This is a genomic window from Weissella sp. LMG 11983, assembly GCF_025908495.1.
In the GTDB taxonomy this organism is placed as follows: domain Bacteria; phylum Bacillota; class Bacilli; order Lactobacillales; family Lactobacillaceae; genus Weissella; species Weissella fermenti.
This window is the reverse complement of the sequence record NZ_JAOZFD010000001.1, coordinates 768025-783982: the sequence shown is the minus strand read 5'-3', so window position 1 is coordinate 783982 and position 15958 is coordinate 768025. Positions and strand designations below refer to the sequence as shown.

Below are 15958 nucleotides of genomic sequence, written 5' to 3'. Positions count from 1 at the left end.
TGCCAAACGGCATCGAGGCGAGTATTATATATCAAGTGGTTAGGCGACATGCCTACCGGGGCCGCTGCCAAGCGTTCCAAAATAACAAAGTTTGAAAAAAGTGTTGACACTTGCTTCTGTACTTGTTATTATATAAAAGTTGTTTCAAGCGAATAACTTGAAAAGACGTCTGTTGCGGATGTGGCGGAACTGGCAGACGCGCTGGATTTAGGTTCCAGTGCCTTCGGGCGTGCAGGTTCGATTCCTGTCATCCGTATTATCGGTTATCCGATAGACATGCCGACTTAGCTCAGCTGGCAGAGCACTTCACTAGTAATGAAGGGGTCGCTGGTTCGAATCCAGTAGTCGGCATTTGATGCGAATATAGTTCAGTTGGTAGAACGCTACCTTGCCATGGTAGAGGTCGCGGGTTCGAATCCCGTTGTTCGCTTCTGATTCTTTATAGGATCAAATTAATTAAATAATGGGCTTATATGCTAATTGGATAAACACCCCGGCTACGAACCGGGTATTGCAGGTTCGAGTCCTGCTAGGCCCATCGATTGGGAAAACCATCAAGTAATAACTTGGTGGTTTTTCTGTCGTGTTTTACCACAAGATTTCGAACTGAATAGGCAAACTTGTTTGGTACGATTTACATAATCGATTAAGTGTGAAATTTTTTGTTTGGTTTTTGTGTTTAATGGTAAACTTACCATAAGTCAGAAACGACGTGACGAATTATTGGCATGAGTGAACAGCACGTTCTATAATAATGTCAACATTGGTCAAGGAGGCACGAAGATGGCTGAACAAAATATGTCAGACTATATCGAAGCATATCTCAAACAGATTTTGCAGCAATCAGAACAGATTGAAATTCGGCGCGCAGAGCTTGCGGAACGAATTCAACGTTGTGCCTTCGCAGATCAACTATGTCATTAAGACACGGTTTTCAATTCAACAAGGGTATCGCGTGATTTCAAAGCGTGGTGGCGGTGGCTTTATCCGCATTGAGCGGGTGCCGCTGAGGGCTGATCCTCATTATATTGAAGAATTGTTATCAAGTCTTTCTGATCAAGTGAGTGTTCGTGAGGTTCGCGATATTTTATCAAGCCTAGTACGCGATGAGATATTAACGGAACGGGAGCAGGAGCTGTTGCTGACAATGTTGTCGAAGGAAGCGTTGGACGTTGGGGATGTTCAAGTTGAAGGACGTCTACGCGGACGATTGCTACGTCAATTATTAAACCGAATGCGGTTTGAAAGTGAGCGTAATTAATATGGATAATCAATACACACCAAGCGCCAAGAACGTACTTGTTTTGGCGCAAGAACAAGCAAAGTATTTTAAGCACCAAGCAGTTGGTACTGAGCACCTTTTGTTGGCTTTGGCCATCGAGAAGGAAGGTATCGCCAGCAAGGTGATGCAACAATTTAATATCTCTGACGATGATATTCGTGAGGAGATTGAGCGATTCACGGGTTACGGTACGTTGTCACGTGCTGAAAAGGAAGCTTACTTGCCATACTCACCAAAGGCTGGTGAAGTTTTGCAAATGGCTGGTGAAGAAGCACGCAACATGCAACAAGGCCGCGTTGGTACAGAACACATCTTGTTGGCATTGTTGGCTGATGATTCAATTTTGTCATCACGTATCTTGATTTCATTGGATGCAAATCCTGGTGAGATGCGTCGTGTGATTTTGCGTAAGCTTGGTATCAATGATACGGCCCGCAAGAAGGATGCTCGTGGTGGCCGTCGTGGTAACCAACAAGCACAAGAAGGAACGCCAACCCTTGATTCATTGGCGCGTGATTTGACGCAACAAGCGCGTGAGCACCGCATGGATCCAGTTGTCGGCCGTTCTGCTGAAGTTAAGCGTGTCATCCAAATTTTGTCACGTCGTACGAAGAACAACCCAGTCTTGATTGGTGAGCCTGGTGTTGGTAAGACGGCGATTGCTGAAGGTTTGGCACAAAAGATTGTTGCTGGGGATGTACCAGCTGACATGGCGAAGAAGCGTTTGATGATGCTTGATATGGGTTCTTTGGTTGCCGGCACGAAGTATCGTGGTGAGTTCGAAGACCGTTTGAAGAAGGTTATCGACGAAATCCAACGCGACGGAAACGTTATCTTGTTCATTGATGAGTTGCACACGTTGATTGGTGCGGGTGGTGCAGAAGGTGCCATCGACGCCTCAAACATCTTGAAGCCAGCTTTGGCTCGTGGTGAGTTGCAAACGATTGGTGCGACAACGTTGGATGAGTACCAAAAGTACATTGAAGCCGATGCTGCGTTGGAGCGTCGTTTTGCCCAAGTGCAAGTTGATGAGCCAACGGAAGCCGATGCAATTGAAATCTTGAAGGGCTTGAAGTCACGTTATGAGCAACACCACCAAGTTGCCATTTCAGATGATGCAGTTGTTGACGCTGTTAAGTTGTCAGTTCGCTACATCACGGACCGCTTCTTGCCAGACAAGGCCATCGACATCATGGACGAAGCTGCGGCTAAGGTCCGTATCGATCGTTCAGGTCACAAGACGCCATTGGCTAAGTTGGAAGAGAAGTTGCAAGCGATCCGCGCTGAAAAGGATGCCGCTATCGAGTCTTTGGACTTTGAATTGGCAGCGCAACTTCGTAAGAAGGAAATGACGCAAAAGAAGAAGGTTGATAAGTACATCGCCGAACGTGATGCTGAGCAACCTGAAGGTACGTCAAACTACGACTTGGAAGTGACGACGCACGATGTTGCTGAAGTGGTTTCAGAGCAAACTGGTATTCCGCTAACGCAAATGGAAAAGTCAGAGCAAGAGCGTTTGTTGAACTTGGAGAGGGTTTTGCACGACCGTGTTATCGGTCAAGACGAAGCTGTTTCAGCAATCGCCCGTGCCATCCGTCGTGCTCGTTCAGGTTTGAAGGATCCACAACGTCCAATTGGAACGTTTATGTTCTTGGGACCTACCGGAACTGGTAAGACTGAATTGGCTAAGGCGTTGGCTGAAGCGATGTTCGGTTCAGAAGATAACATGATTCGTGTTGATATGTCTGAATACCGTGAAGCCTACTCAGCAAGCCGTTTGGTCGGTTCAGCGCCTGGTTACGTCGGTTATGACGAAGGTGGTCAATTGACTGAAAAGGTTCGTCGTAACCCATACTCAGTTGTGTTGTTGGATGAGGCTGAAAAGGCTCACCCAGACATCTACAACTTGATGTTGCAAGTATTCGACGACGGTTACCTAACGGATGCTAAGGGACGTAAGGTTGATTTCCGTAACACGATTATCATCATGACGTCTAACTTGGGTGCAACGCGTTTGCGTGATGAGAAGTCAGTTGGATTCGGTGCGGTCGACAAGTCTAAGGACTACGACGCAATGAATGCAACTGTTCGTCAAACATTGCGTGAGACGTTCCGTCCAGAATTTATTAACCGTATTGACGAAGTCGTGGTCTTCCACGCTTTGACGAAGCCAGAACTACACCAAATCGTGAAGTTGATGGCCAAGTCAGTGTTGAAGCGTATTTCAGAACAAGGTTTCGATGTTAAGATGACGCCAGCTGCTATTGATGCGGTGGCTGAAGCTGGCTTCGATCCTGAATACGGTGCCCGTCCAATTCGTCGTGCGCTACAAACGAAGGTTGAAGATAGTTTGTCAGAGGAATTGTTGAGCGGCAAGATTACAACGAATGATGTTGTGACAATCGGTGCGAAGGCCGGCGAAATCACGATTAACGTGAAGGCCAAGGCTGAGCCAAAAGAGACGGTCACAGAATAACCATAATTTATTTGAAAAAGCGAGTATTGACAAAGGACGCAAACCTTGATAATGCTTGCTTTTTCTTGTATACTATAAGGTAGTTTAATTGTGCATAGACAACGGCTGACAGGAAATATTGTCCCTGAAAGCCTTTATAGCAGGGGCAGTGGCGTTTTCGAAGTCGAAAATGTCGTTGTCTTTTTTGCACTCAAAAACCGGTAAAAAACAGATTTTGTAATCAAACTGTAAAGAAACTGGTGTGCGCAGTTGGCCAAATCAAAGCGAGGTGGAAAACTTGGTAGGAACGCTTGTAAAGTACGGTAAGCACCGTGTTCGTCGCAGTTACGCACGAATCAAGGAAGTCCTTGATTTGCCTAACTTGATTGAGATCCAAACGGACTCATACAACTGGTTCTTGGATGAAGGATTGCGTGAAATGTTCACTGACATTTTGCCAATCGAAGATTTCCAAGGAAAGTTGTCATTGGAATTTGTGGACTATAAGCTCATGGAGCCTAAGTACACAGTAGAAGAAGCTCGTAACCACGATGCAAATTACTCAGCACCATTGCACGTAACATTGCGCTTGACGAACCAAGAAACTGGTGAAATCAAGTCACAAGACGTGTTCTTCGGTGACTTCCCATTGATGACGCCATCAGGTACGTTCATAATTAACGGAGCTGAGCGTGTTATCGTTTCACAACTTGTTCGCTCTCCTGGTGTTTACTACAACGAGGAATTGGACAAGAACGGTCGTCCTAACTATGGTACGACGTTCATCCCAAGCCGTGGTGCTTGGTTGGAATTTGAAACAGACGCAAAGGGATTGAGCTACGTACGTATCGATCGTACGCGTAAGTTGCCTGTTACTGAATTGGTTCGTGCCTTGGGTTACGGATCAGATTCAGAGGTTTTGCAAATCTTGGGTGACCAATACGATTCAATCTCATTGACGTTGGATAAGGACGTTCACAAGGACATCAACGACTCACGTGTCGAAGAGGCCTTGAAGGACATCTACGAACGCCTACGTCCAGGTGAGCCAAAGACGGCCGATTCATCTCGTGCCTTGTTGACGGCTCGCTTCTTCGACCCAAAGCGTTACGATTTGGCACCTGTTGGTCGTTACAAGATCAACAAGAAGTTGTCATTGAAGACGCGTTTGATGGGCTTGACGTTGGGTGAGACGTTGGCCGACCCTGATACTGGTGAAGTTATCGCCGAAAAGGGAACGGTTGTCGACAAGAAGGTTATGGCTGCTTTGGCACCATTCCTTGACCGCGACGACTTTAAGACGACGACATTTACGCCTTCAGACGAAGGTGTTGTGACGACGCCTATGACGTTGCAAACTATCTTGGTTGAAAACCCAGAGGATCCTGAAAAGGTTTTGCCAGTGATCGGTAACGGTCAATTTGACGAATCTGTTCGTACGATCCAACCAGCTGATATTATCGCTGGTATGAACTACTTCTTGAACTTGCCATTGGGCATCGGCGCAACGGACGACATTGACCACTTGGGTAACCGTCGTATCCGTCGTGTGGGTGAATTGTTGCAAAACACATTCCGTATCGGTTTGAGCCGTATGGAGCGTGTGGTTCGTGAGCGTATGTCTATCCAAGACCCAGATACGGTTACACCACAACAATTGATTAACATCCGCCCTGTTGTGGCAGCTGTTAAGGAGTTCTTCGGTTCATCACAATTGTCACAATTCATGGACCAAACTAACCCTCTTGGAGAATTGACGAACAAGCGTCGTCTATCTGCCTTGGGACCTGGTGGTTTGACTCGTGACCGTGCCGGTTATGAAGTCCGAGACGTGCACTACACGCACTACGGACGTATGGACCCTATCGAAACGCCTGAAGGTCCTAACATCGGTTTGATTAACTCATTGGCTACGTACGGTCGTGTTAACCGTTACGGATTCATTGAGACGCCATACCGTCGTGTTGACTGGACGACTCACAAGGTTACGGACAAGATTGACTACTTGACGGCCGACGAAGAAGATAACTTCATCGTTGCCCAAGGTAACTCAGTTTTGAACGAAGATGGATCATTTGCTTCTGACGTTGTTTTGGCTCGTAAGAGTGAGGAAAACGTCGAAGTTTCTATCGACCAAGTTGACTACATGGACGTTTCTCCTAAGCAAATTGTTGCCGTTGCCACGGCCGCAATTCCTTTCTTGGAAAACGATGACTCTAACCGTGCCTTGATGGGTGCCAACATGCAACGTCAAGCGGTTCCTTTGATCGATCCACACGCACCATTGATTGGTACGGGTATCGAATACAAGGCTGCCCACGACGCCGGTGTTGCCATTATTGCTAAGTACCCTGGTACGGTTGAGTACGTTGACGGTCGCGAAATCCGCGTTCGTCGCGAAGATGGTTCACTTGATAAGTACGAATTGATGAAGTTCCGTCGTTCAAACGCTGGTAAGAACTACAACCAACGTCCAATCGTTAAGGTTGGGGATGCAGTTGATGCCGACGAAGTTTTGGCCGATGGTCCATCAATGGAGCAAGGTGAATTGGCTTTGGGACAAAACCCATTGATCGCCTTCATGACTTGGCAAGGATATAACTTTGAAGATGCCATCATCATCAACGAACGTTTGATCCGCGATGATGTTTACACGTCAATCCACATTGAAGAATACGAATTAGAGGCTCGTGATACGAAGCTTGGCCCTGAAGAGTTCACTCGCGAAATCCCTAACACTGGTGAAGAGCAATTGAAGAACTTGGATGAGCGCGGAATTATCCGTATCGGTGCTGAAGTTGAAGACGGTGATCTTTTGGTTGGTAAGGTTACGCCTAAGGGTGTTACTGAATTGTCAGCTGAAGAGCGTTTGCTACACGCCATCTTCGGTGAGAAGGCCCGTGAAGTTCGTGATACGTCATTGCGTGTTCCTCACGGTGGTGGCGGTGTCGTTCAAGACGTTCGTATCTTTACCCGTGAGAACGGTGACGAATTGGCACCAGGTGTTAACATGATGGTTCGTGTTTACATCGCACAACGTCGTAAGATTCAAGTTGGTGACAAGATGGCCGGTCGTCACGGTAACAAGGGAACTGTTTCAGTTATCGTGCCTTCAGAAGACATGCCATTCATGCCAGACGGAACGCCTATCGACATTATGTTGTCACCAATGGGTGTGCCATCTCGTATGAATATCGGACAAGTGCTTGAATTGCACTTGGGTATGGCTGCTCGCGAATTGGGTATCCACATCGCATCACCTGTCTTTGACGGTGCCCGTGACGCGGATATCTGGGACGCTTTGAAGGAAGCTGGTTTGCCATCAGATGGTAAGACTGTTTTGTATGATGGTCGTACTGGTGAAGCCTTCGACAAGCGTGTTTCTGTCGGAATCATGCACTACATGAAGTTGGCCCACATGGTCGACGACAAGATGCACGCCCGTTCAATCGGACCTTACTCACTTGTTACGCAACAACCACTTGGTGGTAAGGCGCAATTTGGTGGACAGCGTTTCGGTGAAATGGAAGTTTGGGCCCTTGAGGCCTACGGTGCTGCGCACACTTTGCAAGAAATCTTGACGTACAAGTCAGATGACGTTGTTGGTCGTGTTAAGACTTACGAGGCCATCGTTAAGGGTGACCAAATCCCTAAGCCAGGTGTTCCGGAGTCATTCCGTGTCTTGGTTAAGGAATTGCAAGCTCTTGGTTTGGACATGAAGGTCTTGGACGCAGATGATCGTGAGATCGAATTGCGTGACATGGATGATGACGATTTAATCGTTAACATCGAAGCCGCTAATGCAGAAGCACAACGTTTGGCACAAGAATTTGCTGCCGACGGTGCCGAAGCATCAGCTCCAAAGGCTGACGGTGTCGTTAACTTGAACGACGCTGAATAAGAGATTATTCTTAGCCCTGCGCTACTTTTAAGAGATTGTTAGCCAACCTAGCACATTGCTAGGTTCGTGCTTACTGCGTTTGATCATTCGAGCATGGTAAGCACGGACATAGTGAAGTGCTGGATTGGATTGTATATAGGAACCTACGAAAGGGGTCAAACCATTGATTGATGTCAATAAGTTTGAAAGCATGCAAATCGGACTGGCTAGCCCAGACAAGATTCGCAGCTGGTCTTATGGTGAAGTTAAGAAGCCTGAGACAATCAACTATCGTACGCTCAAGCCTGAAAAGGATGGACTTTTCGACGAGCGTATCTTTGGACCTACCAAGGATTACGAATGTGCGTGCGGAAAGTACAAGCGTATTCGTTACAAGGGAATCGTTTGTGATCGTTGCGGCGTTGAAGTAACGTCTTCAAAGGTCCGCCGTGAGCGCATGGGTCACATCGAGTTGGCCGCTCCTGTATCACACATCTGGTACTTCAAGGGAATCCCTTCACGTATGGGATTGGTCTTGGACATGTCACCACGTTCATTGGAAGAGATTATTTACTTCGCTTCTTACGTGGTTACAAAGGCCGGTGATACACCTTTGACTGAAAAGCAATTGTTGTCAGAACGCGAGTACCGCGAGTTGAAGGCAGAATATGGTAGCGCATTTGAAGCTGGCATGGGTGCTGAAGCTGTACAAACGTTGTTGTCAAACGTTGACTTGGAAGCCGAAGTTGAGACGTTGAAGGCAGAATTGCGTGAGGCCACTGGTCAAAAGCGTGTTCGCGCCGTTCGTCGTTTGGACATTATCGAAGCTTTCGTTAAGTCAGGTAACAAGCCAGAGTGGATGGTAATGGATGTTATTCCAGTTATCCCACCTGACTTGCGTCCAATGGTGCAATTGGAAGGTGGACGTTTTGCAACGTCTGACTTGAACGATTTGTACCGTCGTGTTATCAACCGTAACAACCGTTTGAAGCGTTTGTTGGAGTTGAACGCACCTGGAATCATCGTGCAAAACGAAAAGCGTATGTTGCAAGAAGCCGTCGACGCGTTGGTTGACAACGGTCGTCGTGGACGTCCTGTAACTGGTCCTGGTAACCGTCCATTGAAGTCATTGTCACACATGCTTAAGGGTAAGCAAGGACGTTTCCGTCAAAACTTGCTTGGTAAGCGTGTTGACTACTCAGGACGTTCAGTTATCGACGTTGGTCCTTTCTTGAAGATGAACCAAATGGGATTGCCACGTCCAATGGCTATGGAATTGTTCCGCCCATTCATCATGAAGGAATTGGTTGCGCGTGACTTGGTTGGAAACATCCGTGCCGCAAAGCGTATGATCGACCGTCGTGATGACGCTGTTATGGACGTCTTGGATGACGTTATCAAGGAGCACCCAGTTCTTTTGAACCGTGCACCAACGCTTCACCGTTTGGGTATTCAAGCGTTCGAACCTGTCCTAGTGCCAGGTAAGGCTATGCGTTTGCACCCATTGGTTACTGAAGCTTATAACGCCGACTTTGACGGTGACCAAATGGCCATCCACGTTCCTTTGTCAGATGAAGCTCAAGCAGAAGCTCGTTTGTTGATGCTTGCCGCTGGACACATCTTGGCACCTAAGGATGGTAAGCCTATCGTGGCCCCATCACAGGACATGGTTATCGGTAACTACTACTTGACGACTGAAGAAGAGGGTCGTGAAGGTGAAGGTATGGTCTTCAAGGATATCAACGAAGCTCGTACTGCATTCCAAAACAAGTATGTGCACTTGCACACTCGTATTGGAGTTCAAACGTCTTCATTCCCTGCAGAAAAGCCATTCACTGACGAGCAACGTTCACGTATCATGACGACGACTGTTGGTAAGTTGTTCTTTAACGACATCTTGCCAGTCGACTTCCCATACTTGAACGAGCCAACTGAGGCTAACTTGCACGCCATTGACGACCGCTTCTTCTTGGAGCCAGGAACTGACATCAAGGCACACTTTGCCGAGACGCCAATCTTGCCTCCATTCAAGAAGGGATTCTTGTCAGACATCGTTGCCGAAGTCTACAAGATTTACAAGGTTACTGAAACGTCATTGCTATTGGACCGCATGAAGGACTTGGGTTACGATGAGTCAACTAAGTCTGGTTTGACGGTTGGTGTGGCCGACGTTACTGACTTGAAGGAAAAGCCAGGAATCATCGAAGAAGCTCACAAGCAAGTCGCTACTGTTTCTAAGCAATTCCGTCGTGGATTGATTACTGACGATGAGCGTTATGAGCGTGTTATTGCTATCTGGAACCAAGCGAAGGATGACATTACTGCTAAGCTTATTGAGCACTTCGAGCCTGATAACAACATCTTCATGATGTCAGATTCAGGAGCTCGTGGTAACATTTCTAACTTTACGCAATTGGCCGGTATGCGTGGTTTGATGGCTGCGCCTAACGGACGTATCATGGAGTTGCCTATCATTGCCAACTTCCGTGAGGGATTGTCAGTTTTGGAAATGTTCTTCTCAACTCACGGTGCTCGTAAGGGTATGACTGATACGGCCTTGAAGACGGCCGACTCAGGTTACATGACTCGTCGTTTGGTTGACGTTGCGCAAGACGTTATCATTCGTGAGATCGACTGTGGTACTGATCGTGGTTTGGATGTTTCTGCAATCATGAACGGTAACGAAGTCATCGAGTCATTGTACGAGCGTATTTTGGGACGTTACGCACAAAAGGCTGTTATCGACCCTAAGACTGGTGAAGTCATCGTTGCTCACAACCAAATGATCGACGAAGACAAGGCTAAGGCCATTGTCAACGCCGGCGTAACGACTGTTAACATTCGTTCAGCCTTTACTTGCAACACGGAACACGGTGTCTGCGTATACGACTACGGTCGCAACATGGCTACTGGTGACGTTGTTGAAGTTGGTGAAGCTGTTGGTACTGTTGCCGCACAATCAATCGGTGAGCCTGGTACGCAATTGACTATGCGTACTTTCCACACTGGTGGTGTTGCCGGAAACGATATCACGCAAGGACTTCCTCGTGTGCAAGAAATCTTTGAAGCACGTAACCCTAAGGGTCGTGCTATGATTACTGAAGTTACTGGTGAGGTTACTTCTATTGAAGAAAACCCAGCAGAACGTACTAAGGAAGTTACTGTTCAAGGTGAGACGGATACGCGTACTTACACGTTGCCAATGACTGCACGTATGCGTGTGGCCGAAGGTGATCAAATCCACCGTGGTGAGACGTTGAACGAAGGTTCAGCTGACCCTAAGGAAATCATCCAAGTACGTGACACTTTGGCTACGGAAAACTACATTGTGCGTGAAGTGCAAAAGGTTTACCGTATGCAAGGTGTTGAGATCTCTGACAAGCACATCGAAGTTATGGCTCGCCAAATGCTTCGTAAGGTGCGTGTCATGGATCCGGGTGAGACGGACTTGTTGCCAGGTACGTTGATGGATATCGCGCAATTCCGTGATGCTAACGAAGAGACGTTGTTGAAGGGTGGCTTGCCAGCCACAGCACGTCCAGTTTTGCTTGGTATTACCAAGGCATCATTGGAGACGAACTCATTCTTGTCAGCCGCATCATTCCAAGAGACGACTCGTGTCTTGACTGACGCTGCTATCCGTGGAAAGAACGATCCATTGGTTGGTTTGAAGGAGAACGTTATCATCGGTAAGTTGATCCCAGCTGGTACTGGTATGAAGCAATACCAAGCTGTTGAAGACAAGGTCGTAGCAGATCCCGTTGTTGTATCAACTGAAGAGGGTACGAAGATTCCTTCAATCGCTGATATTGAAAACTCAATGAACTTGCACAACGACTAATCTCGGTTAATCGCTGTTAGTTCATAACAAAAAGCACTTCAACTTAGATGTGAATCTAGTTGAAGTGCTTTTTTGCGTAGCGAGAATTTGTTTAACATTTGCGAAAGGTGTATAGTGTATATTACGTTTAGTAAGTAAAGTAGTCTGCACAAGTCATTGGAGGACGATAAATTATGGAAGATTTTCGCTTTGTAAATAAGACGGATATTCGCTTTGGAAAGAATCACATCGATGCAGAATTGCACGATGCCGTGGCCCAATTTGGTCAAAACGTTTTGTTGACGTACGGTGGTGGTTCAATCAAGCGTTCTGGCTTGTATGAGCGTGTTATGAAGGCTTTGGAAGGTTTGAACGTCACTGAATTGGACGGTATCGAGCCTAACCCAAAGATTGATTCAGTTCGCGAGGGTCAACGTTTGGCTAAGGAGAACGACATCGACGTCATTTTGGCTGTTGGTGGTGGATCAGTTATCGATGCATCTAAGGTGATTGCATCAGCAAAGTTTTATGATGGAGATGCCTGGGATTTGGTTGCTGACCACGGTGTAAAGTACCGTTCAAAGCTAGACCAATTGCCAGTTGTCGACATTTTGACGTTGGCTGCCACGGGAACTGAAATGAACCCTGGATCAGTTATCTCAAACCCAGAATTGAACGCTAAGATTGGTACGTATGGACCAAACACACCAGCTGTTTCATTCTTGGATCCACAATTGACGTACTCAGTTTCAAAGTGGCAAACGGCTGCCGGTTCAATCGACATTTTCTCACACTTGACTGAGCAATACTTTGACCGTGCCGAGAACACAGATATTTCTGACGGTATGATTGAAGGTATGATGCGTGCCGTTATCAAGTGGGCACCAGTTGCCTTGGCAACGCCAGACAACTACGATGCTCGCGCCAACTTGATGTGGGCTTCAACGATGGCTTTGAATGGTTTGGTTCGTTCAGGAAACGTGAACGGCTGGACGGTTCACCCAATCGAGCACGAGTTGTCAGCCTTCTACGACATCACTCACGGTGTTGGTTTGGGAATTTTGACGCCACGTTGGATGAAGCGTGCTTTGTCAGCAGCCACGGTTGCTAAGTTTGCTCGCTTTGGACGTAACGTTTGGGATATCCAAGACGCTGACGACCAAGTCGTTGCTGAAAAGGCTATCCAAGCTACTTACGACTGGGTAAAGTCATTGGATGTCCCAACGACTTTGCAAGGTGTTGATATCAACGATGACACGAACTTCCGCGCAATGGCTGAATCAGCTGTTGAAATCGGTGGTTTGGATCACGAGGGTGGTTACGTGAACTTGACGGTTGATGATGTTGTGGCTTTGTACCAAGCATCAATGACGACTGAAGGTTTTGAAGACTAATTAACCTATTGAAGGACAAAGTACATGTTTGTGCTTTGTCCTTTTTTGTTTGGTGGTGTATGTCGACGCGTTGCGTCGAGACATGGGTGAACAGTTTTCTCTGATGTTCTGTGGTGGATGAAAATCAAACCACCAAAACCTAACACCAAAACAAAAAACCACCCGGCAAGGAGTACCGAGTGGTGAAAGAAGGTGCGGCGATGGGATTCACCGCAAATCATTTATTATGACTGATGTTATTATCGCAACCAGGTATGACGTTTTTGTTGACAATTATTGCCCGAAAACGGCGTATAATGTTGCTTATTAAAGCGAGGTAGACCAATGGCTAATATAACTTACCGACAGGCAACTATGGCTGATGCCGATTCGATTTGGCAAATTATATCAGATGCTAAGGCAGTCATGTCTATTGATCATAATCCACAGTGGGATAATGGCTATCCAGCCCCAGAAATCATCAAAGCCGACATCGCCAAAGGGTACGCGTACATTCTACAACTCGATGACGAAATCGTTGCCACGGCCACGCTTTGGCAAGAAAAAGACGTGAACTACCAGCGTCTCCAAGGTGGTCGTTGGCTGTATCCAACTAAGCGTAAGCCTTATGCAGTTATTCATCGCATGGCGGTGTCATTCCAACACCAAGGCTACCATTTGTCGACAGAGCTTTTTACGCATTTATTTGCGACAGCCCGTGCAAATGGGTATGATTATATTCGGATTGATACGCATGATAAAAATAAAAAAATGCAAGCAATCATCACCCGTCGTGGGTTTACTTACAGAGGCCAGTTAGCCGGTAACCGACGAGCGTACGATATTGACTTGAGTAATGAGGAATCACATGAAGAAGATTGAAAAAGGGATTAAGTTCGTTAGCGAACACTGGACATGTTCCGCTGTACTGTAGATGGCGAACCTTATGACCACGTTGAAGGTAATACGTTGGTATGTGCGCATAACCACCGTTTGGATATTAATAAGAAGGGTTCCCTTTATTTCTTGAACCACGCTGTTAATACGGAGTATGATGATGCTATGTTGGCGGCTCGTCGTCGTGTGTTGACGGCCGGTTTGTTCGATGGCATCGTGGACGCGGTTGCGGCTCAATTGCCTGCTGACCCACAACGTATCATGGATGTTGGTACCGGTGAAGGGACGCCATTTGCCCGTTTGCTAGCCAATCGTGGCAACATCGATACCGGTATTGGTTTCGATATTTCTAAGGCTGGGGTTAACTTAGCGACGCAATTGGACACGGATGCGTTCTTTGCAGTCGCTGACTTAGCAAATCTACCATTTAACGACAATAGCTTTGACAGTATCGTGGAGTTCTTCTCACCAAGTGCGTATGAAGAATTTAAGCGTGTCTTAGCACCTGAGGGAACGTTGGTGAAGGTGGTCCCATCATCTGGTTATCTGCACGAACTGCGTGAGATGTTATACCCAGTGGATTCACCAAATCACACATATAGTAACCAAAAAGTGGTCGATCGCTTTATGGAGAACTACCCAGATGCGACGCAAACAGAGATTTCATACCAATGGCAAATTCCAGCTGACTTGTATGTTGATCTGTTACACATGACGCCATTGCACTGGGGCGCACGTCCAGAAGCCCAAGCGGCAGCGGAAGCCACGCCATTACCTGCTGTGACAGTCAACGTGGTTGTGCTAACTGTTAAGCCTTAATTCACAGCGTGTGGATAAAATAAGTGGTTTTCCACAATTTGGGTGTGGAAAAATCGGTTAGTGTTCGTTAAAATAGAAATATATTAGGGCTTTTAGTGTGCCCAAGCTACTTTATGAAAACGGAGAACGACGCACATGTTTCCAGATCGTCTGCGTGAGTTGCGCAAAGGCCGTAACATCACATTGGAAACCTTGGCTGAAGAGATGAATAAGCACCTTGAACCAGGGCAAAAACCAAATACAGCTGCGCAAATCGGAAACTGGGAGCGTGGCGACCGTTCGCCTTCGTACATTGAAGTTCGAAAGCTAGCGGATTTTTTCAATGTTTCAATGGATTTCTTGGTTGGCCGTGCCATGTCAGAAAAGACTGACTTGTCATTGCTGTTCTTGTCGGGTAAGGAAATCGACTTTAATGGTAAGCCGCTAACCGACCAGCAACGTTTCGACATTTTCCAGTATGTTAATTCATACTTGAACCCGGTCTCATACACGCCGGAGGATGATGTGCGTAGCAACCACCAAGAAAGCCTGTTCTAAACAAAGGATATTACGATGACAACAAACCAAGCAATTCGGTTTGGGTCTGGTCAACAGCTCACTGAGATGGATTATCTTGGTGAGCTGTTGCCATATCTAGGCCGTTACCAAAACATCCCCACGATGGCTAACCTCATGCAACAAGCGATTGATACGCTTGAACAATTGAATGCGGGTTATTTGCCAGCTGCATTGCCAACAATGGAAGTGCCAGAGTCGGTGATTCCAGAACTGCAAAGTTATGTCTTGGCCCAATACCCAGACAACGCAGACGCCGGTAATGCCCTCTGGCTTGAGCTAACGGAACCATTAGAAGATATCGACTTCTTGCTCCGTCATCTACGTGATGCGTTAATCGAATACTTCAGCATGTACGGTTTTGTCTCAAGTGACTTTGTGCGTGACTTGTCAGCGTACACGGACGGCCAACCCGTATTGGAGTTGATGGCTGGACATGGGTATATCTCAGCCGGTTTGAAGGCGATTGCGCCGGAGCAAAAGATTATCGCAACGGACAATGAAGATTGGCGTACGCAACCGGATCCAACGTCAGCGAAGCCAGTGACGGATGTGGAAAATATGGACGCCATCGCAGCGCTGGATATGTACGGTGAGAATGTCTCAACGGTCATTATGAGTTGGGCGCCGGACACGACCGACGCGGACTGGCAGGTGTTGCAATACATCCGCGACAACCAATATCGCTTTGATTTTGATTTCATCGTGATTGGTGAAAAGGATGGGGCAACGGACTCGGATGTCTTCTGGCATGAAGCCGAGTTAGAAGAAGTGCCCGCATTGAACGCGCACCATCACTCATTCGACTTGATTGACGAGCGTGTCTATTTAGTGAAGTAACCGTTAGCCCAGTTTTTCGACTGGGCTTTTTAGGTGG

Annotated in this window: 7 protein-coding genes, 4 tRNA genes and 2 pseudogenes; all 13 read left to right on the top strand. The window is 47.0% G+C overall.

Going from position 1 to position 15958, the window contains the following annotated elements; all coding sequences use genetic code 11:
* Positions 1-174: 174 nt before the first annotated feature.
* The 13 genes and pseudogenes from OIT45_RS04230 (at position 175) to OIT45_RS04165 (ending at position 15921) form a co-directional block, all read left to right on the top strand.
* Positions 175-256, top strand: a tRNA-Leu gene (locus OIT45_RS04230).
* Between the two features lie 22 nt (positions 257-278).
* A tRNA-Thr gene (locus OIT45_RS04225) sits at positions 279-351 on the top strand.
* 6 nt (positions 352-357) lie between these two features.
* Positions 358-430 (top strand) — tRNA-Gly (locus tag OIT45_RS04220).
* 35 nt (positions 431-465) lie between these two features.
* Positions 466-538: transfer RNA gene (locus tag OIT45_RS04215), tRNA-Arg, on the top strand.
* A 245-nt stretch (positions 539-783) separates the two neighbouring features.
* A pseudogene (locus OIT45_RS04205) lies at positions 784-1261 on the top strand (CtsR family transcriptional regulator).
* A gap of 1 nt (position 1262) precedes the next feature.
* Entirely contained in the window at positions 1263-3758 is a 2496-nt protein-coding gene (locus OIT45_RS04200; protein WP_199403838.1) for an ATP-dependent Clp protease ATP-binding subunit, read from the top strand.
* Positions 3759-4026: 268 nt separating this feature from the next.
* Positions 4027-7638, top strand: a complete 3612-nt coding sequence (gene rpoB, locus OIT45_RS04195; RefSeq protein ID WP_264340021.1) for a DNA-directed RNA polymerase subunit beta — start codon at positions 4027-4029, stop codon at positions 7636-7638.
* Positions 7639-7801: 163 nt separating this feature from the next.
* Positions 7802-11458: a DNA-directed RNA polymerase subunit beta' gene (gene rpoC, locus OIT45_RS04190; protein ID WP_161691521.1), complete on the top strand. Its 3657-nt coding sequence runs from the start codon at positions 7802-7804 to the stop codon at positions 11456-11458.
* A 173-nt stretch (positions 11459-11631) separates the two neighbouring features.
* Complete coding sequence (locus OIT45_RS04185) at positions 11632-12831, top strand: iron-containing alcohol dehydrogenase (protein WP_199403837.1); 1200 nt, start codon at positions 11632-11634, stop codon at positions 12829-12831.
* A gap of 324 nt (positions 12832-13155) precedes the next feature.
* Positions 13156-13692, top strand: a complete 537-nt coding sequence (locus OIT45_RS04180) for a GNAT family N-acetyltransferase (RefSeq protein WP_199403836.1) — start codon at positions 13156-13158, stop codon at positions 13690-13692.
* Positions 13679-14526, top strand: a pseudogene (locus tag OIT45_RS04175) (methyltransferase domain-containing protein). The gene OIT45_RS04180 and the pseudogene OIT45_RS04175 overlap by 14 nt, the downstream one beginning before the upstream one ends.
* A gap of 135 nt (positions 14527-14661) precedes the next feature.
* Positions 14662-15063: a helix-turn-helix domain-containing protein gene (locus OIT45_RS04170; RefSeq protein ID WP_056973494.1), complete on the top strand. Its 402-nt coding sequence runs from the start codon at positions 14662-14664 to the stop codon at positions 15061-15063.
* A 15-nt stretch (positions 15064-15078) separates the two neighbouring features.
* Positions 15079-15921: an SAM-dependent methyltransferase gene (locus tag OIT45_RS04165; protein WP_199403834.1), complete on the top strand. Its 843-nt coding sequence runs from the start codon at positions 15079-15081 to the stop codon at positions 15919-15921.
* The last annotated feature ends 37 nt before the right edge of the window (positions 15922-15958 follow it).